Annotated in this window: 15 protein-coding genes; 9 read left to right on the top strand and 6 right to left on the bottom strand. The window is 64.1% G+C overall.

Going from position 1 to position 23065, the window contains the following annotated elements; genetic code table 11:
- Positions 1 to 53 precede the first annotated feature (53 nt).
- From ATC00_RS02515 to ATC00_RS02525, 3 genes are read left to right on the top strand one after another with little or no spacing between them, the layout of a single operon-like run.
- Positions 54 to 1709 (top strand): GMC family oxidoreductase, encoded by a 1656-nt coding sequence (locus ATC00_RS02515; RefSeq protein ID WP_037390434.1) that lies wholly within the window; start codon positions 54 to 56, stop codon positions 1707 to 1709.
- Between the two features lie 12 nt (positions 1710 to 1721).
- A complete protein-coding gene (locus tag ATC00_RS02520; protein WP_037390435.1) occupies positions 1722 to 2039 on the top strand; it encodes a Dabb family protein in 318 nt (105 codons plus the stop codon).
- A 4-nt stretch (positions 2040 to 2043) separates the two neighbouring features.
- Entirely contained in the window at positions 2044 to 3315 is a 1272-nt protein-coding gene (locus tag ATC00_RS02525) for a glycerate kinase type-2 family protein (protein WP_064251872.1), read from the top strand.
- A gap of 93 nt (positions 3316 to 3408) precedes the next feature.
- Here the strand turns inward: ATC00_RS02525 and ATC00_RS02530 are convergent, their stop codons facing one another.
- On the bottom strand, positions 3409 to 5472 hold the full coding sequence (locus ATC00_RS02530) for a M3 family metallopeptidase (RefSeq protein WP_064251873.1): 2064 nt from the start codon (positions 5470 to 5472) through the stop codon (positions 3409 to 3411).
- Positions 5473 to 5555: 83 nt separating this feature from the next.
- Positions 5556 to 6197, bottom strand: a complete 642-nt coding sequence (locus ATC00_RS02535; protein ID WP_064251874.1) for a LysE family translocator — start codon at positions 6195 to 6197, stop codon at positions 5556 to 5558.
- 382 nt (positions 6198 to 6579) lie between these two features.
- Between ATC00_RS02535 and leuB the strand changes: the two genes are divergently transcribed.
- A complete protein-coding gene (gene leuB, locus ATC00_RS02545) occupies positions 6580 to 7692 on the top strand; it encodes a 3-isopropylmalate dehydrogenase (RefSeq protein ID WP_037390438.1) in 1113 nt (370 codons plus the stop codon).
- Between the two features lie 127 nt (positions 7693 to 7819).
- Positions 7820 to 8512 (top strand): phosphatase PAP2 family protein, encoded by a 693-nt coding sequence (locus ATC00_RS02550; protein WP_064251876.1) that lies wholly within the window; start codon positions 7820 to 7822, stop codon positions 8510 to 8512.
- Between the two features lie 76 nt (positions 8513 to 8588).
- Here ATC00_RS02550 and ATC00_RS02555 read toward each other — a convergent pair whose 3' ends face one another.
- On the bottom strand, positions 8589 to 10481 hold the full coding sequence (locus ATC00_RS02555) for an MFS transporter (RefSeq protein ID WP_064251877.1): 1893 nt from the start codon (positions 10479 to 10481) through the stop codon (positions 8589 to 8591).
- A 499-nt stretch (positions 10482 to 10980) separates the two neighbouring features.
- On the opposite strand from ATC00_RS02555, the gene ATC00_RS02560 reads away from it, so the two are divergent.
- Entirely contained in the window at positions 10981 to 12015 is a 1035-nt protein-coding gene (locus ATC00_RS02560; RefSeq protein WP_037390441.1) for an aspartate-semialdehyde dehydrogenase, read from the top strand.
- A gap of 180 nt (positions 12016 to 12195) precedes the next feature.
- Positions 12196 to 13017, top strand: coding sequence for a lytic murein transglycosylase (locus tag ATC00_RS02565; protein WP_064251878.1), 822 nt, complete (start codon positions 12196 to 12198; stop codon positions 13015 to 13017).
- 57 nt (positions 13018 to 13074) lie between these two features.
- On the opposite strand, the gene ATC00_RS02570 is transcribed toward ATC00_RS02565, so the two are convergent.
- Together ATC00_RS02570 and pdxY are read right to left on the bottom strand one after the other, a co-directional pair.
- Positions 13075 to 13716: a carbonic anhydrase gene (locus ATC00_RS02570; RefSeq protein WP_064251906.1), complete on the bottom strand. Its 642-nt coding sequence runs from the start codon at positions 13714 to 13716 to the stop codon at positions 13075 to 13077.
- Positions 13717 to 13770: 54 nt separating this feature from the next.
- Positions 13771 to 14652, bottom strand: coding sequence for a pyridoxal kinase PdxY (gene pdxY, locus ATC00_RS02575; protein WP_064251879.1), 882 nt, complete (start codon positions 14650 to 14652; stop codon positions 13771 to 13773).
- 282 nt (positions 14653 to 14934) lie between these two features.
- Between pdxY and ATC00_RS02580 the strand changes: the two genes are divergently transcribed.
- Positions 14935 to 19722, top strand: a complete 4788-nt coding sequence (locus ATC00_RS02580; protein ID WP_064251880.1) for an NAD-glutamate dehydrogenase — start codon at positions 14935 to 14937, stop codon at positions 19720 to 19722.
- Between the two features lie 184 nt (positions 19723 to 19906).
- The gene (locus tag ATC00_RS02585; protein WP_412458377.1) at positions 19907 to 21232 is read left to right on the top strand and encodes an MFS transporter; all 1326 of its coding nucleotides are present in this window, start codon (positions 19907 to 19909) and stop codon (positions 21230 to 21232) included.
- A gap of 222 nt (positions 21233 to 21454) precedes the next feature.
- Here ATC00_RS02585 and purH read toward each other — a convergent pair whose 3' ends face one another.
- Positions 21455 to 23065, bottom strand: a complete 1611-nt coding sequence (gene purH, locus ATC00_RS02590) for a bifunctional phosphoribosylaminoimidazolecarboxamide formyltransferase/IMP cyclohydrolase (protein WP_064251882.1) — start codon at positions 23063 to 23065, stop codon at positions 21455 to 21457.

The following is a 23065-nucleotide window of genomic DNA, read 5'->3' on the forward strand; positions in this document are numbered from 1 at the left end:
TTTATCACGCCTTGTATTTGGAACGTTCCAATAGGGCGGTGGAGGAACGTACAATGACCTTTGACTATATCATCACCGGTGCCGGCCCGGCCGGCTGCGTGCTTGCCAACCGTCTGAGCGAGGATCCGACAGTCAAGGTGCTGCTGCTGGAAGCCGGCGGCGGCGACTGGAACCCGCTCTTCCACATGCCGGCCGGTTTCGCCAAGATGACCAAGGGCGTGGCGAGCTGGGGCTGGCAGACGGTACCGCAGAAGCACATGAAGGGCAGGGTGCTGCGCTATACCCAGGCGAAGGTGATCGGCGGCGGCTCGTCGATCAATGCGCAGCTCTATACCCGCGGCAATGCCGTCGATTATGATCTCTGGACGAGCGAGGACGGCTGCGCCGGCTGGGACTATCGCAGCGTGCTTCCCTATTTCAAACGCGCCGAGGACAATCAGCGTTTCGCCGATGACTATCATTCCTATGGCGGGCCGCTCGGCGTCTCGATGCCCGTTTCGTCGCTGCCGATCTGCGATGCCTATATCCGCGCCGGCCAGGAGCTCGGCATCCCCTATAATCACGATTTCAACGGCAAGCAGCAGGCGGGCGTCGGCTTTTATCAGCTGACCCAGCGCAACCGCCGGCGCTCGTCCGCTTCGCTCGCCTATCTGTCGCCGATCAAGGATCGCAAGAACCTCACCGTGCGCACCGGCGCCCGCGTCGCCCGCATCCTGCTCGAAGGCAGGCGCGCCGTCGGCGTCGAAGTGGTGACCGCCAAGGGCCGCGAGACGGTCCGCGCCGAACGGGAGGTGCTGGTTTCCTCCGGCGCGATCGGCTCGCCGAAACTGCTCTTGCAGTCCGGCATCGGCCCGGCCGATCACCTGCGCTCGGTCGGCGTCGATGTCCGCCATGACCTCCCCGGCGTCGGCAGCAACCTGCAGGACCATCTCGATCTCTTCGTGATTGCCGAATGCACCGGCGACCACACCTATGACAATGTCGCCAAGCTGCACCGCACGCTCTGGGCCGGCCTGCAATATGTGCTGTTCCGCTCCGGCCCGGTGGCCTCGTCGCTCTTCGAGACCGGCGGCTTCTGGTATGCCGATCCGAATGCCCGCTCGCCCGACATCCAGTTCCACCTCGGCCTCGGCTCGGGCATCGAAGCAGGCGTCGCGCGGCTCAAGAACGCCGGCGTGACGCTCAACTCCGCCTACCTGCATCCGCGCTCGCGCGGCACGGTGCGGCTGTCCTCCGCCGATCCGGCGGCTGCGCCGCTAATCGACCCCAACTATTGGGAGGATCCGCATGACCGGAAGATGTCGCTAGAGGGCCTTGAGATCGCCCGCGAGATCATGCAGCAGCCGGCGCTCGAGCCTTTCGTGCTCGCTGAACGTTTGCCGGGTAAGGATATCAAGTCCGAAGAGCAGCTCTTCGACTATGGCTGCGCCAATGCCAAGACCGATCATCATCCGGTCGGCACCTGCAAGATGGGAACGGATGCGGCGGCTGTGGTCGATCTCGAGCTGAAGGTGCGGGGGCTCGAGGGTCTGCGGGTCTGCGACAGCTCGGTCATGCCGCGGGTGCCGTCGTGCAACACCAACGGGCCGACGATCATGATGGGCGAGAAGGGGGCGGATATCATCCGCGGCCTGCCGCCGCTGCCGCCGGCCGTGTTCGAGCACGAGCGCAACGACACGCGGCCGCGGGCCCGCGCCGATATTCGCTGAGGTGAGGGAAGCATGATCCGCCACTGTGTTTTCATCCGCTTCCGCCCCGAGGTTAGCGAGGCCGAAAAGGCGGCGATCTTCGCCGAGATTTCCGCCTTGAAAGAGCGTCTGCCGGGGTTCCTGGCTGCGCATGTCGGCACCAATGTCAGTCCGGAGACGGGCATGGACAAGGGTTATGGCGAAGGCTTCATCGTCGATTTTGCCGATGCAAGGGCGCGCGACGCCTATCTCGATGACGCAGATCATCGCACGACTGGCGCGAAATTGGTTGCGGCGGCTGAAGGCGGCCTCCAAGGTATTTTCGTCTATGATCTCGAAATCCCGGACTGATTCCATGGCATCGATCGAGCCGCGCTCCTTCCTGACATCCCTCTTCGAGGCCGCCGTCGTGGCGGCCGATCCTTACGCCGCCATTCGCGCGCATCTGCCGGCGCCGCCGAACGGACGCACCATCGTCGTCGGCGCGGGCAAGGCGGCAAGCCAGATGGCCGCTGCCTTTGAGCGGCTCTGGGACGGACCGATCGAAGGGGTGGTGGTCGCCCGCCATGGGCCGATCGAAAATTGCGAGCGAATCAAGGTGCTGCAATCGGCCCATCCGGTGCCGGACGAGGCGGGACTGATCGCCTCCACGGGCCTCCTCGAACGGGTCGAGGGACTGACCGAGGACGACCTCGTCATTGCGCTGGTCTCCGGCGGCGGCTCGGCGCTGCTGCCGGCGCCGCCGAATGGGCTGACGCTTGAAGACGAGATCGCCGTCAACAGGGCCTTGCTTGCCTCCGGCGCGCCGATCTCGGCGATGAACGTGGTGCGCAAGCACGTGTCGCGGATTAAGGGCGGACGGCTGGCCCTCGCCGCCTCGCCGGCGCGCGTCGTCAGCCTGGTCGTCTCGGACGTCCCGGGCGACAATCCCGCCTTCGTCGCCTCCGGCCCGACAGTGCCGGATCGCTCGAGCCTCGAAGAAGCGCGCGACATTGTTTCACGCTATGCCATGACCCTGCCCGAACGGGTGATGGCGCATCTTTCTTCCGATGCGGCGCGCGCGCCGAGCCCGGACGATCAGGCCTTTGCCGGCAACCAAGTCCATGTGATAGCTTCGGCAAGCGTGTCGCTGGAAGCTGCGGCAGCGCGGGCGCGGCAGAGCGGCATCGAAGCAATGATCCTCTCGGACGCGATTGAGGGCGAAGCGCGCGACATCGGCCGCATGCACGCCGCTCTAGCGCGCGAGGTCGCCGCGCGTAACCGCCCGTTTACAAAGCCCGTCGTGCTGCTTTCCGGCGGCGAGACGACGGTGACAATTTCGGGCAAGGACTACGGCAGAGGCGGCCGCAACAGCGAGTTCCTGCTGTCGCTGGCGCTCGATATCGATGGCGTCGCGGGGATCGACGCGCTCGCCGCCGATACGGACGGCATCGACGGTTCCGAAGACAATGCCGGCGCCTTTGCCGACGGGGCGAGTGTCGGCCGCATGCGGGCGGCAGGCGCCGATCCCCGCACCCTTCTCGCCCGCCACGACGCCTGGTCGGCCTTCGCCGCCAGCGGCGATCTTTTCGTACCAGGTCCTACCGGCACGAATGTCAACGACTTCCGCGCGATATTGATACGCTGAGCACAGCGAGACGACCGCGAGAGTGAACGACCCCTCGCCACAAGGGGGGAGGGGTCGGCGATCCACGAGACGCGAAAGGCCGGCGAGGAAACCCTATGCTGCCAGTCCCTTCTTTGCCAGCATCGCCTCCGGGCTCGGCAGCTTGCCGCGGAAGGCCCTGTAGGCATCTTCCGGATCGATCGCCCCTCCGATGGAATAGATGTGGCCCTTGAGCTTGGCCGCCATCGCCGGATCGAAGGGATCGCCGGTCTCCTCAAAGGCAGCGAAGGCGTCGGCATCGAGCACCTCCGACCACATGTAGGAATAATAGCCGGCCGAGTAGCCGTCGCCCGAGAAGACATGCAGGAAATGCGGGCTGCGATGCCGCATGACGATCGCGTTCGGCAGGCCGATTTTCTCGAGCGTCGCCGCTTCAAGCGCCATCGGATCGCTGATGTTTTCCGCCGTATGATAGGTCATGTCCACGAGCGCCGACGCGGTGAACTCGACGGTGGCGAAGCCGGAATTGAAGGTCCGCGCCGCCAGCACCTTGTCGAGCAGGGCCTGCGGCATCGGTTCGCTGGTCCGGTAGTGCACGGCGTATTTCCTCAGGATCTCCGGCACCGTCAGCCAATGTTCGTAAAGCTGCGACGGCAGTTCGACGAAGTCGCGCGAAACGCCGGTACCCGACACCGAGGGATAGGTGACGTTCGACAGCATGCCGTGCAAAGCGTGGCCGAACTCGTGGAACAGCGTGCGGGCATCGTCGATGGAAAGCAGCGCCGGCTTGCCGTCGGCGGGCTTGGCGAAGTTGCAGACATTGTAGACGATCGGGATCTCGCCGACCGCGCCGTTTCTCAGCTTCAGCTTGTGCTGCGACTGGAAGGAGCTCATCCAGGCGCCGGAGCGCTTGGATGAGCGGGCGAAGTAGTCGCCGAGGAAGAGCGCCACGAGCTTGCCCGAAGCGTCGCGGATCTCGAAGACGCGGACGTCCGGATGGTAGGCGGCGATGCCGCTCTTTTCCGTCGCCGTAATGCCGAAGAGACGATGGGCGACGTCGAAGCACGCGTCGATGATCTTTTCAAGCTGCAGATAGGGTTTTAGCTCGCTTTCCGAGAAGCTGAATTTTTCCGCTCTCTGTTTTTCGGCATAGTGGCGCCAGTCCCAGGGCATGACGTCGTGATTGCGGCCTTCAGCGGCAATCAGCTTGGCGAGCTCCGCCTCCTCCTCCCGAGCGCGTGCCACCGCCTTTTCCCAGACGTGCAGCAACAGGCCGTTCACCGCTTCGGGTGTCTTCGCCATGGTGTCGTCGAGCTTGAGAGCGGCGTAGTTCGGATAGCCGAGCAGCTTCGCCTTTTCCGCCCGAAGCGAAAGCGTCTCGGCGATGATGTCGCGATTGTCGGTCTCGCCGCCATTTTCTCCGCGCGCGGTCCAGGCACGGAAGGCCTGCTCGCGAAGCTCGCGGTTTTCAGAAAAGGTCAGGAACGGCTCGATGATCGAGCGCGACAGCGTCACCGCATATTTGCCGTCCTCGCCCCGGTCGCGTGCCGCTTCGGCCATCGCGTCCTTGAGGAAATCCGGAAGCCCGGCCAGCTCCTCCTCGCTCGCGAGCATGAGCGCCCAGTTCTTCTCGTCGGCCAGCACGTTCTGGCCGAATTTCGCGCCAAGGCCGGCAAGCGTTTCGTTGATTGTCGCCAGCCGCTCCTGCTCTGGCTTATCGAGCTTGGCGCCGGACTTGACGAAACCCTTCCAATGGCGCTCGAGCACGCGCGTCGCCTCGAGATCGAGACCAAGCGCCGCCCGCGTCTCCCACAGCGTGTCGATGCGGCTGAAGAGCGCCGGATTCGTGCCGACCTTCGAATAATGGCGCGACATCTTCGGTGCGATGTCGCGCTCCAGCGCCTGGATCACCTCATTGGTGTGGGCACCGGTCTTGGTCCAGAACAGCGCCGAAACACGCGACAGCTCGTCGCCGGCGATCTCCAGAGCGACGACAGTATTGTCGAAGCTCGGCGGCTCGGGATTGTTGGCGATCGCCTCGATCTCCGCCTCGTGGCTCGCGAAGGCGGCAACGAAGGCGGGCGCGAAGTTCTCGTCGTTTATCGCCTCGAAGCGCGGCAGGCCCTCATGGCCGGTCCAATTTGTGAGGGCGGGGTTGAGCGAAGCGTCGACGGTCATGAGATTCCTTTCGCATGCAGATCAGACCGGGCGTGGGATTGGGGAGCCGGTCGAATGTGAAGTGGTTGGCGGGCGCGGACTGTTCAAGCCCTGCGCATGCCGAAGAGCCCGGGCGCGGCGTGCCAGATCGCCTGCGCGGCAAAGCCGATGAACAGGAGCCCGGAGAGCCGGACGATGGTGAGCTCATGGCGCCGGTAGAAGCGCCGGACGACCGAGGCACCGATAATGGCGATCAGGATCACGTCGGCGATCAGGAAGCCGATCAGCGACACGGCGAGCAGCATCGGCAGGGCCTCGAATTCCAAGGCGTTGGCGGAGCTGGCGAGGAGCGCGGTGAAGGTCGCGAGCGCCACCGGGTAACCCTTGGGGTTGGTGAGCCCGAAGATCAGCCCGCGCCTGAGCGGCCGCTCGACCGTCATCAGTGCGCGATTGTCGCCCCTTGGCCGGGCCTTCAGCGCCGTCCAGCCGATCCAGGCAAGATAGGCGCCGCAGATGAGCCCGAGAGTATCGAAGATCGCCGTTCCGATCGAGCGGGCGCCGACGATGGCGACAAGTGCCAGCGTCGACCAGAGGATATCGCCGGCGAGGTGGCCGCCCATGAACAGCGCGCCGGCTTTCCGGCCCTGGCCGGCGCCGATGCCAAGCAGTGCCAGAAAGGCGGGGCCGGGGATCAGGGTGTAGGAAAGGGCCGCAAGGAAGGCACCGACTAAAAGCGTCTCGGACATCTTGGAAACCCCGGTTGTGGAATTCGGTCATTCGAGCGCCCGGCGCCGATTCCGTCAAGCGGAAACGGCAGTGGCGGCGAACCGGCTTGCCCGACCTGCTTGCCAGGGATCAGCCTCGGCGCGAGGGCTTTCGGAAGGTGAGAATGTCCATCGTGTCGCGGACCAAGGCCGCGATGGCTCTGATGAGCTTGCGCATGGTCTTCCCTCGCGCTGTGTGGGAACGGTGATCGCTCGCACAGGGCTATTTTCCCCCTGCCAGGCGCGCGCGACTGTTTCCAAGGGAACGCGTTCGGCGGCGCACAAATCTTTCGCCAACGCGATTTCCCTCGATACGAAGTTGCGTTAAGAACCGCCCGAGTTTTCCCCTCGAGAAGGACTATCCATGACTGTGCGCAATCTCTTCCTTCTGCCCGGCGACGGCATCGGCCCGGAAGCCATGGCGGAAGTCCGTAAAATCATCGCTTACATGAACTCCGAGCAGGACGCCGGTTTCGTCACGGAGGAGGGGCTCGTGGGTGGATCCGCCTATGACGCCCACGGCGCGGCGATCTCGGAAGAGGACATGGCCAAGGCCCTTGCCGCCGACGCGGTGCTTTTCGGCGCCGTCGGCGGACCGAAATGGGACGCGGTTCCCTATGAAGTGCGCCCGGAAGCCGGACTTCTCCGCCTGCGCAAGGATCTGGAACTCTTTGCGAACCTGCGCCCGGCCATCTGCTATCCGGCGCTTGCCAACGCGTCCTCGCTGAAGCCGGAGCTGGTCGAAGGCCTCGACATCCTGATCGTCCGCGAGCTGACCGGCGGCGTCTATTTCGGCGAGCCGAAGGAAATCATCGATCTCGGCAACGGCCAGAAGCGCGGCATCGACACCCAGGTTTACGACACCTACGAGATCGAGCGCATCGCCGGCGTCGCCTTCGAGCTGGCGCGCACCCGCAACAACCGCGTCTGCTCGATGGAAAAGCGCAACGTCATGAAGTCGGGCGTGCTCTGGAACCAGGTTGTTACCGAGACGCACAAGGCAAAGTATTCCGACGTTCAGCTCGAGCACATGCTGGCCGACGCAGGTGGCATGCAGCTGGTGCGGCAACCGAAGCAGTTCGACGTGATCGTCACGGACAACCTGTTCGGCGACATGCTGTCGGACGTCGCCGCGATGCTGACCGGTTCGCTCGGCATGCTGCCTTCGGCCTCGCTCGGGGCACCGGACGCCAAGACCGGCAAGCGCAAGGCGCTCTACGAGCCGGTGCATGGCTCGGCGCCGGACATTGCCGGCCAGGGCATCGCCAACCCGATTGCGATGATCGCCTCCTTCGCCATGTGCCTGCGCTACTCCTTCAACCTCGTGAAGGAAGCCGATAATCTCGAAAAGGCAATCGCCAACGTGCTCGACAAGGGCATTCGCACCGGCGACATCATGGCGGATGGCTGCCGGAAGGTCGGCACCGTCGAAATGGGCGACGCCATTCTCGCCGAGTTCAAGGCGCTCTCGGCCTGATCGGCCGTTACTCTCGCCTACCTATACGAACACACCTCCGGACACGGTCCGGAGGTGTTTTGATTTGAATCCCTTGATTTTTCCGCGCTCGACTTCACATGCAGGGAACCGATCCGGGAAACACGACATGAACCAACCGCTTGCCTCCTCCGGCTGGATCCTGCTGACGACGATCATTCTCGTCGTGGCCCTCGTTCCCTTCGATCCGCACCTGTCGCAATGGGCGCAGGGCCTGCCGCAAGAGATCATCGGCTTCAACCGGGCAATCACCGATTTCGGCACCTTCGCCTGGATGATCTATACCTCCGCGACCCTGCTCCTGATCGCCTTCATCGTCAGGCGATCGTCGCGACGCGACACCGTCCGGCAGCGGGCCCGCACGGCACGCCGCCTCGGGGCCTACTTCCTGCTGACGATCGGCACGGCAAGCGTGCTGGTGCACGGGTTGAAGCTGCTGATCGGCCGCGCCCGCCCGGAGCTCTTCGCCGAATACGGGGCCTACAGCCTGACGCCCTTTACCGGCAGCGGCGCTTTCGAGAGCTTCCCCTCGGGCCACTCGACGGCCGCCGGCGCCTTCTTCGGTGCCTTCGCCATGCTGACGCCGGGGCTAAGGCCGCTCTTCCTAATCTTGGCGCTGCTGATTGGCGTGTCGCGCGTTATCGTCGGCGCCCACTATCCGAGCGATGTGGCGGCCGGCCTGCTGCTCGGCCTCTGGACCGCGATGATGGTCGCCTTTCTCTTCGCCCGCCGGGACTGGCTCTTCCGGCTCGACGCCGGCGGCTGGCCGGCACCGAAGACCGCGCGTTCTCGGCTCAAATAAAAAGCCGGCGCGGAGGCCGCGCCGGAGTCTAGGAGAGCTTGTTGGAAATCGAGGAAAAGCTGCCTACCCTTGCGGCTCAGTCCATCGCGTCGATATTGCGGTCCTTGGTTTCCGGCAGGAACAGAAGGCCGATCACCAGGGTGATGCCGGCGAAGACGATCGGGTACCAGAGACCATAGTAGATATCGCCCTTTGCCGCGCTCATGGCGAAGGCCGTTGCCGGAAGCAGGCCGCCGAACCAGCCGTTGCCGATGTGATAGGGCAGCGACATGCCGGTGTAGCGGATGCGGGTCGGGAAGAGTTCGACGAGCAGAGCGGCGATCGGTCCGTAGACCATCGTCACATAGATGACGAGGACGGTCAGCACGGCAATGATCACCGTCCAGTTGACGCGAGCCGGATCGGCCACCATCGTGAATGCGCCGCCTTTGTCGATCGAATAGACCGCCATTTCGGTCGCGTTGCCGACTTCTTCCTTGGTCAGCAGTTTGTCGGCAGTCAGCTTGTCGGCCGGAACCATGGTCTTGTCGCCGGCGCGGATCGCAGCCGCGTCGAGGGCGAGCTCCGGATTGGCCGCGACGAAAGCGTCGAGCTTCGATTCCGGCACCTTTGCGGCACCACGCACCAGCGGGTAGCCGGAGGCTTGCAGCGCCATGTTGACCTGCTTGCTGAACGCAGCATCCTCGGCTTTCGCCTTGTCGCCGGCGGCGACCGCGTCATAGCTGGTGATCGTCGTCTCGCCGACCTTCACGGTCGCCGGCGTCCCCGCGGCCGCCGTGGTCACCACGTCATAAGGCACCGAGTTCTTTGTCAGGAAGGCCGTTGCGATGTCGCACGAAGTCGTGAACTTCGCCGTGCCGGTCGGATTGAACTGGAATTTGCAGTCCCCGGGTGCGGCGGCGACGGTGGCGCGAACACTCTGCTGTGCCTCGGCCAAAGCCGGGTTTCCGGCCCAGGTCAAGGTCTTGAACAGCGGGAAGTAGGTCAGCATGGCGAGCAGCAGGCCGGCCATGATGATCGGCTTGCGGCCGATCTTGTCGGAAAGCCAGCCGAAGAAGACGAAGAAGCCGGTGCCGAGCACGAGCGAGGCGGCAACCATCAGGTTCGCCGACTGGCCGTCGATCTTCAGGATGCTCTGCAGGAAAAACAAGGCGTAGAACTGGCCGGAATACCAGACGACGGCCTGACCGACGACGGCACCGAAGAGCGCCAGCAGCGCGACCTTGGCATTCCGCCACTGGCCGAAGGCCTCCGTCAGCGGCGCCTTCGAACCCTTGCCCTCTTCCTTCATCTTCTTGAAGGCCGGCGATTCGTTCATCTTCAGCCGAATCCAGACGGAGACGCCAAGAAGCACGCAGGACAGCAGGAAGGGTATGCGCCAGCCCCACGCGGCGAAGGCCTCCTTGCCGAGTATGAACTGCACGAACAGGATCACCACCAGCGACAGGAACAGGCCGAGCGTCGCCGTCGTCTGAATCCACGAGGTGAAATAGCCGCGACGGCCATGCGGCGCATGTTCGGCGACATAGGTGGCGGCGCCGCCATACTCACCGCCGAGCGCCAGACCCTGCAGCAGGCGCAGGACGATCAGGATGATCGGCGCGGCTATGCCGATCGAAGCGGCACCGGGCAGAACGCCGACCAGGAAGGTCGACAGACCCATGATCAGGATCGTGACGAGGAACGTATATTTGCGGCCGACAAGGTCCCCAATCCGGCCGAAGACGAGGGCGCCGAAGGGGCGCACCAGGAAGCCTGCGGCAAAGGCAAGCAGCGCGAAGATGTTGCGGGTCGTCTCCGGATACTGGCTGAAGAAGGTCGCGCCGATATAGACGGCGAGCGATCCATAAAGATAGAAATCATACCATTCGAAGACGGTACCGAGCGACGAGGCGAAGATGACCTTCTTCTCCTCGGCGGTCATAGGGCCGGCTTTCTTGACGCCGTCCGCTGTTGCGACATTTGCCATTTGATGATCCTCCACTTCAAAAGGCATTCCTTGAGCGCCCGTTCGATCGATCCGGCTCCTCCCCGAAGTCCGGAACGCGGTGCGCCTGAGTCGAGAGGATGTCAGAAAAGCCCTTCCCGAGGCAGGGATGCTTTCGTCCTATGACTTTCGTCTAATGCGGTGATCGGGCGCAAAGCGGAATGAGCGCGGCCGCCAATTCAAGGCGCGGACGCGCCGGCGGCTTGACTCTTGTGGAAAAGCCGGTAAGAGCAGCGGCGAACGAGGAAACGAGATGCGACCGAACAGTTCGTCCATCGCTGCGCTGCGCTTGCCGGCCCATGCCGGGCAGGCTCGCCCTTTCTCGCTCGTTAGCAAAACAACGGCCAAAACCACGACGAAAACCGTCTGACGTCTCTGGCCTCCGCTCTCTCCCCGGTCCGGCCGGGGACAGGACCCTCGCGGACGATCCGCGCGGCTCCGCCTCCACCAGACGAGGAGAGACAGAAAGAGAGCTTAGAACATGGGTTTCAAGATTGCAGTCGCAGGCGCCACCGGCAATGTTGGCCGGGAGATGCTGAACATCCTCTCCGAACGGGGATTTCCTGCGGACGAGGTTGTGGCGCTCGCCTCCTCGCGCTCCGTCGGCACTGAAGTATCCTACGGTGACAAGACGCTGAAGGTCTCCAACCTCGAAACCTATGACTTCTCCGACACGGATATTTGCCTGATGTCGGCCGGCGGCGCGGTATCGCTCAAGTACTCGCCGAAGATCGGCCAGCAGGGCTGCGTCGTCATCGACAATTCGTCGGCCTGGCGCTACGACGCCGAGGTGCCGCTGATCGTGCCGGAAGTGAACGCGGACGCGGTTGCCGGATTCACCAAGAAGAACATCATCGCCAATCCGAATTGCTCGACGGCGCAGCTCGTCGTCGCCCTGAAGCCGCTGCACGACCACGCGAAGATCAAGCGCGTCGTCGTCTCCACCTACCAGTCGGTCTCCGGCGCCGGCAAGGACGGCATGGACGAGCTCTTCAACCAGACGCGCGCGGTCTTCGTCGCCGACCCGATCGAGAGCAAGAAGTTCACCAAGCGCATCGCCTTCAACGTCATTCCGCATATCGACGTCTTCATGGAGGACGGCTACACCAAGGAAGAGTGGAAGGTTCTCGCCGAGACCAAGAAGATGCTCGATCCGAAAATCAAGGTGACCTGCACCGCGGTGCGCGTGCCGGTGTTCATCGGCCATTCGGAATCGGTCAATATCGAATTCGAGAACGAGATCACCGCCGACGAGGCGCGCGAGATCCTGCGCGAGGCGCCGGGTTGCCTCGTCGTCGACAAGCATGAGAACGGCGGCTACGTGACGCCCTATGAATGCGCCGGCGAAGACGCGACCTATATTTCGCGCATCCGCGAGGACGCGACCGTCGAAAACGGTCTCAACATGTGGGTGGTCTCCGACAACCTGCGCAAGGGTGCGGCGCTGAATGCCGTTCAGATTGCCGAACTGCTTGTCAATCGCGGCCTGATCAAGCCGCGCAAGCAGGCGGCTTGAAGAGGCGGCGATCACGCATAATCCGAAGCCCCGCTCGGCGACATCGACCTTGCGGGGTTTCGCGTTGACTTTAGAGCGGTGGATTCACGTGAAACATCGCCGGGGGACGAGAGAGCAAACGAGAGGGCCCGAGCGGGGCGGGCTTTCAAGTCAACTATTCGGGCTTTGACGGGGTATACCATGCACATGGCTAGGTGCGCAGTAACGGGGCTTGCAGCCCTCATCTCAACGGCATTTCTTCCCGCAGCCGCATCGGCGGCGCAATGCGGTAATAGCGCCGGCGGCTTTTCCGCCTGGGTCGCCGAGTTCAAGCGCGAGGCGGCCGGCAGCGGCATCAGCCCATCGGTGCTTGATCAGGCGCTCGCCAATGTTTCCTACAACCGGGCGACGATCCGCGCCGACCGTGGCCAGAAAAGCTTCAAGCTGTCGCTCGAACAGTTCATGCAGAAGCGCGGCGGCCAGGCGATCATTTCGCGCGGCCGGAAGATGCGCGCCCAGAACGCCGCGCTTTTCGACAGCATCGAGCAGCATTACGGCGTGCCGGCCGGCCCGCTGATCGCCATCTGGGGCATGGAAACCGGCTTCGGCTCCTTCATGGGCAAGGAGCACACGCTCTCCGCCGTCTCGACGCTCGCCTATGATTGCCGCCGCTCCGCCTATTTCACCGACCAGCTCTATGCCGCGCTTCAGCTTGTCGAACGGGGCGATCTGAGCCCAACCGCCCGCGGCGCTGCCCATGGCGAAATCGGCCAGACGCAGTTCCTGCCGCTGAATGTCTTGAAATTCGGCGTGGACGGCGACGGCAACGGCCATATCGACATGGTCCGCTCGAGGGCCGACGCGCTGGCCTCGACCGCAAACTTCCTGCGCGGCCACGGCTGGCAGCCGGGTGGCGGCTACCAGCCGGGCGAGGTGAACTATGCGGCGATCCAGGGCTGGAACGCCGCCAGCGTCTACCAGCAGGCGATCGCCATCATCGGCGCCGAAATCGACGGCGACTGATCAAGCGGACAATGGATGGAATGAAGGCCCGCTTCGAGAGGAGCGGGCCTTCGCGCATTACATTCCCGGCCGTGCGAAATCGCCGGTTTTCGCGTCCATGACCCAAAGCTCGCCTGTAGAGATGTCGAACCAGGCGCCGTGAAGACAGAGCTTTCCCTTCGCCTCGAGTATCTGGACGCAGGGGAAAGTCCTCAGGTTGGCGATCGAATTGCGGATGGACACGCGCTCAAGCGCGCGCTGGCGTTCGGCCTGCGTCATCATCTCGTTGCTCTGGATCTGTTCCGCGGCGGGCTTCAAAAGGTTCATCCAGCGGCCGATGAAATCGCCGGGCGAGAGCGGTTCCGCATCCGGATCGAGGGCCGCCTTGATGCCGCCGCAGCGACCGTGACCCATGACGACGATATCGCTGACACGCAGCGACTGGACCGCGAATTCCAGCGCCGCCGAGGTCGAATGATAGTGCCCGTCCGGCTCATAGGGCGGCATCATATTGGCGACGTTGCGGATAACGAAGAGCTCGCCGGGGCCGCAGTCGAAGATCGTCTCGGGGGCGGCACGCGAATCGCAGCAGGCGATGAGCATCGTGCGCGGCTTCTGGCCCGTATCCGCGAGTGTCTTGTAGCGTTGCTGCTGTTCGCTGAACCGGCCGTTCATGAAATTGCGATAGCCGTTCAGAAGATGTTCCGGGAAGCGCTCCATATCCATCGGTTACCTCGCTGCGATCGTCAGATCAATCCATTATGAGCAGTTTCTTTATTTCGGCCGCAGCTGGCTGGGATGCATTAGCCGGCGCATCTGCACCATCGCCATCGGCGTCGCCAGGCTCGAAGCATCCTGCTCGAGCGTCAATTCGTCGGCGCCGCGTTTGCGGCTGCGCGCGATGATCTCGAACACGCTGGCGGTCGCCATCTGCAGCGCCCGTTCTTCGGAAAGCCCCTGGAGGAGCCGCGCCAGAAAGACGGCGGAAAGCAGGTCCCCCGTGCCGTTCGGCGGATTGTCGATCAGCCGATGTTCTGCAAGCAGCGCATGTCGGCCGGAGAGATAGAGATTGCCGGTGCCGCCGCTCATCATCGGGATCGCCGAGGTCACCAGCACCCGGGACGGCCCGAGACCAAGGGCTGCATCGAGGATCGCCGCATTGGTTTCAAGCGTGGCGCCTGCAAGCCAGGCGAGCTCGAACCGGTTGGGCGTCGCGAGCGTCGCCAGCGGCAGCAGCCGGTCACGGATGGCGGCGGCGACCTCGACCGGCACGTAAAGGCCGCTCGCGTCACCGATCACCGGGTCGCAGGCGTAGAAGAGGTCTGGATTACGGTTCCTGAGCATCGTCACGAGCCGGCCGACGCCTTCGGCCTGGGCAGCCGAGCCCAGATAGCCGGAAAGGACCGCGCGCACCTCGCCCGTCCAGGGGGCACTGGCGAGATCGTTGATGACGGACTGGAAATCCGCGTCCGGCATCACCACCCGCGTCGAACGGCCATGGCCGGGATGCCAGGGAAGAATGACGGTCGGCAGCGCCCACACACGATGCCCGAGCGTCTCCAGCGCGAACACGGCGGCCCGATTGCCGACGGTACCGCGAACCACGTGGCTGGAGATGACAATAACGGCGCCGGGCACGGTGGGCATTTCGGACATCGGGGCGAGACCATCCTGCGATTCGCAGCGTGATCGCCCGACGGTCGCCGCCTGTCAACAGGCAGTCACTCCGGACGTCTATGGGGACTTGCGGTGTTTTCGTTCGATTTCATGGTTTTTTGAGAAATTTTCGCAAAAACACCCCCGATTTAAATGGATTTAGGTCCATTCTACGTGAATTTCTCCAGAAACAGGCCCGATTTCGCCCAAATTCGTCTAAAAAACGATCGCCATTGACCATGGTTCTGATAGGGTCAACTATCATTTTGGGGGAGCAAATTCATGGGTGTGAAGCATAATCCGAAACGGGACCGTCACATTGATGCGGCCCGTGCGGCAGTGACCAAGATCGGTGCCGACACTCTGCCGCCGGAAATCCTCTTCAGCGGCGCGAGCAATGACGACCTCGATCTTTATTCGCCGGACATGCTGGCGCTGACCGCCGCCCATGCGCGCAAGGAACTGGCCCGCTGGGACGGCGGCAAACCGCAGGTGTCGGTCGAAACGGTGCCGGGCGTAGCGCCCGGTGGAACGGAAGTCTCGATCATCGCCGTCACCGAACACAACATGCCTTTCCTTTACGACTCGGTCATGGGCGAGGTGACGAGCACCCACCGCGACATTCATCTGGCAATCCACCCCATTCTCGTCATGAAACCGGGCCAGCCCGCCAAGTTGCTCGACCCGGACGAGGAAAGCGACCCGGCGCACCGCGTCAGCCACATCCAGATCCATCTGAGCAAGCTGACGCCGCTCGAGGAGCGGTCGCTGAGCAAGCGCATCACCGACGTGCTGGAACAGGTTCACCAGGCGGTTCACGACTGGCCGGCGATGACCGCCCTGCTTGATCAGGCCATGCGGGAACTGGAAGACTACAACGCCTCACGCAAGAAGAGCGACCGCGACGAGGCCCTCTCCTTTCTTCGCTGGCTAAGGGACAACAATTTCACCTTCCTCGGAATGCGCGAATACACCTATTCCGGCAAGGGCGAGAAAGCCGCTGTCGAACGCGGCAAGGGCCGGGGCCTCGGCATTCTCTCCAATCCCGATGTCCGCGTGCTGCGCCAGGGCAAGGACGCGGTGCTGACGACGCCGGAGATCCTCGCCTTCCTCGAAGGACCCGACTTCCTGATCGTCACCAAGGCCAACGTGAAGTCGATCGTGCACCGCCGCGCCTATATGGACTACATCGGCGTCAAGCGCTTCGACTCCTCCGGCAACGTCGTGGGCGAGCTGCGCATCGTCGGCCTGTTCACCTCGACCGCCTATACACGTCAGGCAGCGGAAATTCCGCTGTTGCGCCACAAGATCGAGAAGATCATCGATCATTTCGGCTACGATCCGCAGAGCCACTCCGGCAAAATGCTGGCCAATACGCTTGAAGCCTATCCGCGCGACGATCTCTTCCAGATCGATATCGGCCTGCTCGCCGCCTTCTCGGAACAGATCAACGAACTCGGAGACCGGCCGCGCATCCGCGTGCTGCCGCGCATCGACCACTTCGACCGCTTCGTCTCGGTCATCGTCTTCGTGCCGCGCGAGCAATATGATTCGGCTGTCCGCGAGAAGATCGGCGACTACCTGAAGACCGTCTATGACGGCCGTGTCTCCGCCTACTACCCCGCCTTCCCCGAAGGCGGCCTGGCCCGCGTCCATTTCATCATTGGGCGTTCGGGCGGCAAGACGCCGCGCGTCCCGCAGACCAAGCTCGAGGAAGCCGTCCGCGCCATCGTCACCCGCTGGACCGATCGCTTCAACCTGTTGGCCCGCAAGGACGGCATCGAGCTAGTGGTCGGCGAGGCCTATCAGGCCGCTTTTGCGCCGGCCGAGGCCTATGCCGACCTCACTGGCATAGCCGCCTGCAAGGCGGACGATCCGATTCGCATCTCCTTCTACCACCGGGACCGGGAAAGCCCCGACGCGCTGGAATTGAAGATCTTCCACGCCGAGACGCCGGTCTCGCTTTCCCGCCGTGTGCCGCTCCTCGAAAATCTCGGTTTCCGCGTCATCAGCGAGCAGACCCACGACATTGGCGTGCGCGCCCCTGGCCAGGAGCCGCGCGAGGTCGTGCTGCACGACATGGAGCTCATTCACCGCGACGGCCATTCGGTCCACCTCGCCAAGACCGGCGCCGCCCTGGAGGAGGCCTTCCTCGCCGCCTGGAACGGCACGATCGAGGACGACAACTTCAACCGGCTGGTTCTGCTCGCCGGGCTCACCGCCCGTGAAGTCACGGTGCTGCGCGCCTTTTCGCGCTATTTGCGCCAGGCCGGGATCACCTATTCGCAGGGCTATATCGCCGACACGCTGAACAAATATCCGGCGATCGCCGCCGATATCTTCCGGCTGTTCTCGACCCGGCTCGATCCGAAGATCGACGCCAAGGCGCGCTCAAAGAGGGCGAGCGCCCTGCTCGCGTCGATCGAGGAAGCGCTCGCGGCCGTGCCGAGCCTCGACGAAGACCGGATCCTGCGCCGCTATGTCAACGTCATCCAGTCGACGCTCCGGACCAATTATTTCCAGAAGGACGCCGAGGGCAGACCGCGCCCGGTGCTTGCCTTCAAGCTTGATCCGAAACAGCTCGAGGGCCTTCCGGAACCGCGCCCCTTCCGCGAAATTTTCGTCTACGGCACCGAAGTGGAAGGCGTGCACCTCAGGTTCGGAAAGGTGGCGCGCGGCGGGCTGCGCTGGTCCGACCGGGCCCAGGACTACCGCACCGAGGTGCTCGGCCTCGTCAAGGCGCAGCAGGTCAAGAACGCCGTCATCGTTCCGGTCGGCGCCAAGGGCGGCTTCTATCCGAAGCAGCTCCCCATTGGCGGCAGCCGCGACGAGATCTTCAAGGCCGGCACCGAAGCCTACAAGACCTATATCCGCACGCTGCTCTCGGTGACCGACAACATCGTCGGCCAGGAGGTCGTGCCGCCCAAGGACACGCTTCGCCTCGACGGCGACGACCCCTATTTCGTCGTCGCGGCCGACAAGGGTACCGCCACCTTCTCGGACACCGCGAACGGGCTGGCGCAAGAGGCCGGCTTCTGGCTCGACGACGCCTTCGCTTCCGGCGGTTCGGCCGGTTACGACCACAAGAAGATGGGCATCACGGCGCGCGGCGCCTGGGAGGCCGTCAAGCGGCATTTCCGCGAGATGAACACCGACATCCAGACGACGCCTTTCACGGTTGCCGGCGTCGGCGACATGTCGGGCGACGTCTTCGGCAACGGCATGCTGCTTTCGGAGAAGATCCGGCTGATCGCCGCCTTCGACCACCGCGACATCTTCATCGATCCGAATCCGGATATCGATCTCTCCTTCGCCGAGCGCCAGCGCATGTTCGCGCTGCCGCGTTCGAGTTGGCAGGACTATGACCGCAAGACGCTTTCGCCCGGGGCGATGATCATCTCGCGCGCCGAGAAGCTGGTGGCGCTGACGCCGGAAGCGATGGCGGCGATCGGCATCGACAAGCAGAAGGCGACGCCGTTCGAGATCATGAACGCCATCCTGAAGAGCGAGGTCGACCTCCTGTGGTTCGGCGGTATCGGCACTTATGTGCGCGGCAGCAACGAGACGGACGCCGAAGTCGGCGACCGCGCCAATGACCCGATCCGCGTCACGGCGGAAGAAGTGCGCGCCCGGGTCATCGGCGAGGGCGCCAATCTCGGCGTTACCCAAAGGGGGCGCATCGGCTTCTCGCTCGCCGGCGGGCGCTGCAATTCCGATGCGATCGACAATTCGGCCGGCGTCAATTCCTCCGACGTCGAGGTCAACATCAAGATCGCGCTCGCCTCGGCCATGCGCGACGGACGCCTGACCCGACCGAAGCGCAATACGCTGCTCGCCGCGATGACGGACGAAGTCGGCCATCTCGTGCTGCGCAACAACTACCAGCAGTCGCTGGCGATCTCGCTCACCGAAATGCAGGGCCTCGCCAACCGCACGCCGCTGGCGCGGCTGATGGCGCGGCTCGAGACCGACGGCCATCTCAACCGCAAGGTGGAAACCCTGCCGACGGAAGTGGCGATGGCCGAGCGCTACCAGGCGGGCAAGCCGCTGACCCGGCCGGAGATCGGCGTGCTGCTCTCCTATGCGAAGCTGGTGCTGTTCGAAGAGCTGATCCAGAGCGAACTGCCGGACGACCCCTATTTCACCGCGACGCTCGAACGCTACTTCCCGGCGAAGATGCGCAAGACCTATACCGGGGACATCCGCGGTCACCGGCTGCGCCGCGAGATCATCGCGACGGTGCTCGCCAACGAAACGATCAATCGCGGCGGCCCCGCCTTCGTCTCCACCCTGACGGACGCGACCGGCTTCCTTTCCGCCGATGTCGTCAAGGCCGCGGTGCTAGCGCTTGACGGTTTCGACCTGCCGCGGATCTATGGCGAGATCGACGCGCTCGACAACAGGATCAGCGGGCAGGTGCAGAACCGGCTCTATCAGGAAGTCGGGCGCATTTTCGCGCTTGTCTCCGAACGGGCCTTGCGCACACGAGCGTCAGATGGGCCCGTTGCCGACGCCGTTCAGCGGCTGCGCGAGGGGCTGCAGAAGCTGCGCGGCACGATGCGCGCGGCGATTTCGAGCGGAAGCTCCGAGGAGGCCCGCCTGAAGGCGGCGGGCTTCATCGAAAGCGGCGTGCCGGCAAAGCTTGCCGAAGAGATCACCGAACTGTCTCTGATGACCCTGGTCCCCGAGATCATGCAGATCGCCACGGTAACCGGCGAGCCGCTCAACCGCACGGCTCAGGGCTACTTCGCCGTGACCGAGACGTTCCGGGTCAACCGGCTGCTGGCGGCGGCCGACCGTGTGCCCGCCACCGAGCAGTTCGAGGCGATGGCGCTGACACGGGCCGTTGCCGACATCGCCACTGCCCGGCGCGACATAACAGTGGCCGCCCTCGTCGAACAGAAGAAGGAACGCAATCCGGTTCTCGCCTGGCAGGACCAGGACCGTGAGCGCGTGTCTCGCGCTGGCGACCAGTTGAAGGTGCTGACGGAAAAGGGCGAGACGACGCTTGCCAAGATCACCGTCGCCGCGGGTCTCCTCAGCGACCTTGCACGTGGCAGGGCGAAATGACACAGTCCTCCTGGCCGCTGGCTAGGAGGACTGATTCCGTTCCCGGTTCGAGCGTGTTTTCAACGCCTTGGCACCCCTGCTCCGCTTAAGGGCGCGGGGTCAATTCCGGGAGGGGAGCTTGGACATCGCAGTCGCACAGGCGCAGCAACAGCCGAAAACCACCCGTCTCGGCATTGCCGGCTGGATGCTGTTCGACTGGGCCGCCCAACCCTTCTTCACCGTCATCACCACCTTCATCTTTGCGCCCTATTTCGTTTCCCGGCTAACAACGGATCACATCGCGGGCCAGGCGGTCTGGGGCTATACGCTCACCGTCTCCGGCATCGTCATCGCCATGCTGTCGCCGGTCCTCGGTGCCATCGCCGATGCGACCGGACCTCGCAAGCCGTGGATCGCCTTCTTTGCTGCTATCAAGATCGCCGCGCTCGCCATGCTCTGGTTCGCGGTGCCCGGTTCGCCGCTCATCTATCCTGCGCTCTTCCTGGCGCTGGCAACGGTCGCCGCCGAGTTTTCGATCGTCTTCAATGATTCGATGATGCCGCGCCTCGTCGGCGAGAAGGACGTGGGTAGAATCTCCAACATCGCCTGGGGAATGGGCTATCTCGGCGGCATGATCGTGCTGATCGGCGTCGTCGCGCTCCTGGCCGGGAATCAGGCTACCGGCAAGACCGCGCTCGGGCTCGATCCGCTTTTCGGGCTCGACCCTGCAAAGGGCGAGGATGCGCGCATCACCGGCCCGATCTCGGCGCTCTGGTATCTCATCTTCATCCTGCCGATGTTCCTCTTCACCCCGGATGCGGGCAAGGCAACGACCTCCCTGAAGGAGGCGACGGTTCGCGGCCTCGCGGAACTCAGAGGCACGCTTGGCGAACTCAAAGAGAGGGCCGGGATCCTGCGCTTCCTGATCGCCCGCATGATCTTCCAGGATGGCGTCAACGGTCTACTGGCGCTCGGCGGCACCTTCGCCGCCGGCATGTTCGGCTGGCAGACGATGGAACTCGGCCTCTACGGCATTATCCTCAACGTCGTCGCGATCGGCGGCTGCCTCTATGCGAGCCGGCTCGACACGCGGCTCGGCTCGAAGAGGATCGTCGTCGCCAGCCTCGTCTGCCTGACCATCGCGACGCTCGGCATCGTCTCGACCGGTCCCGGCTTCACGTTGTTCGGGCTTTTCCCGCTGCCGACCGCGGATTCGAACGGCCTTTTCGGTACGGCTGCCGAGAAAGCTTATATTCTCTACGGCCTGCTGGTGGGCATCGCCTTCGGCCCGGTTCAGGCCTCATCGCGATCCTATCTCGCCCGCAGCGTCTCGCCCGATGAGGCAGGACGCTATTTCGGGCTTTACGCGCTGTCCGGCCGCGCCACTTCGTTCCTGGCGCCGGCCTCGGTGGCGACGATCACCGTGATGACCGGTTCGGCGCGGATCGGCATGATGGCGCTGGTCGCATTCCTCGCCGTCGGGCTCATCATCCTGCTGCGCACGCCCTACCCGGCCCATCGGCCGGGGTGAACGGGTCGTCGTGGGGCACGGCAGTTTGCCAAAAGCACGCCCTGAAGCTCCGTTGCTATCGACCGTGTTTCCTTGCTGGCACAGCCTTTTGCGGCCGTCATCCTCGGGCTCGACCCAGGGTCAAGCCCGAGGATGACAAAGAGAGAGGACTTGGCTTTCCGCCTAACCACTAAAGCGCGTCGCCTTCAAACGTATTCACGCGGCGCGCTTCGGCGACAGGCATTAATGCCGGAAGTGCCGCATCCCGGTAAACACCATCGCAACATCGTGCTCGTTCGCCGCGGCGATCACCTCGTCATCGCGCATCGAGCCGCCCGGCTGGATCACGGCGGTGGCGCCGGCGGCGATCGCCGACAGCAGTCCGTCGGCGAAAGGCAGGAAGGCCTCCGAGGCGACCGCCGAACCGCGCGTCAGAGGGGCGGCGAGGCCGAGCGCCTTGGCGGCTTCCTCGGCCTTTATGGCGGCGATGCGGGCCGAATCGACGCGGCTCATCTGGCCGGCGCCGATACCGGCGGTCTGGCCGTCCTTGGCATAGACGACGGCGTTCGACTTGACGTGCTTCGCCACCTTGAAGGCGAACTTCATGTCCTCGAGCTCCTGTGCCGACGGGGCGCGCTTGGTAACGACCCTGAGCTCGAGATCCTCGACCATGCCGTTGTCGCGCGTCTGGACGAGCAGCCCGCCGGCAACCGTCTTGGCAGTCAATCCGGGGGTGCGCGGATCCGGCAGGCCGCCTGCCGCCAGCAGCCTGAGGTTCGGCTTGCGGGCGATGATCGCCTTGGCCTCGTCGCTGACCGACGGCGCGATGATCACTTCGGTGAAGAGCTTGACTATCTCTTCGGCGGTTTCAGCGTCGAGCTGCTGGTTGAGCGCTATGATGCCGCCAAAGGCCGAGGTCGAATCGCAGGCGAGCGCCCGGCGATAGGCTTCGGCGAGCGACGGCGCGGTGGCGACACCGCAAGGGTTGGCGTGCTTGATGATCGCGCAGGCCGGCGCCTTATCCGGCAGGAACTCCGCCACCAACTCGAAGGCCGCGTCCGTATCGTTGATGTTGTTGTAGGAAAGCTGCTTGCCTTGCAGCAGCGTCGCGGTCGCGACCCCCGGCCGCTTCTCACCGGTGACGTAGAAGCCCGCCTTCTGATGCGGGTTCTCGCCGTAGCGCATCTCTTCCTTGAGCACGCCGCCGATCACCCGATGGCGCGGCATGGCCAAATCGAGCGCCTCGGAGAACCAGTTGGAGATCGCCGCGTCGTAGGCAGCCGTCCGGGCATAGGCCTTGGCGGCCATTTTCTGGCGGAAGGCGTAGCGCGTCGTGCCGTTGGCGATTTCATCGAGCAGCGTGGAATAGTCGCCCGGATCGGTGACGATCGTCACATAGGCATGGTTCTTCGCCGAGGCCCGGATCATCGCCGGCCCGCCGATGTCGATATTCTCGACCGTGGTCGGATAGTCGCCGCCCTCGGCGCGGACTTCCTCGAACGGATAGAGATTAATGACGACGAGGTCGATCGCCGTGATGCCATGCGTCTCCATCGCCGCCTTGTGGTCGGCATCGTCGCGAATGGCGAGCAGGCCGCCATGCACGCCCGGATGAAGCGTCTTAACGCGGCCATCCATGACCTCCGGAAAGCCGGTCAATTCGGATACGTCGCTGACGGGAAGCCCGGCCGCCATGAGCGCCCTGTGCGTGCCGCCGGTCGAAACCAGCCTTACGCCCTTCGCGTCGAGGGCGCGGGCGAGCTCGACGATGCCCGCCTTATCGGACACGGAGAGGAGGGCGGTTTGGATCCGGACCTCGTCCGGGGCCGGGATTTTCTTGGAGGCGACAGCCAT

Origin of the sequence: Sinorhizobium americanum, assembly GCF_001651855.1 — a bacterium.
GTDB lineage: Bacteria > Pseudomonadota > Alphaproteobacteria > Rhizobiales > Rhizobiaceae > Sinorhizobium > Sinorhizobium americanum.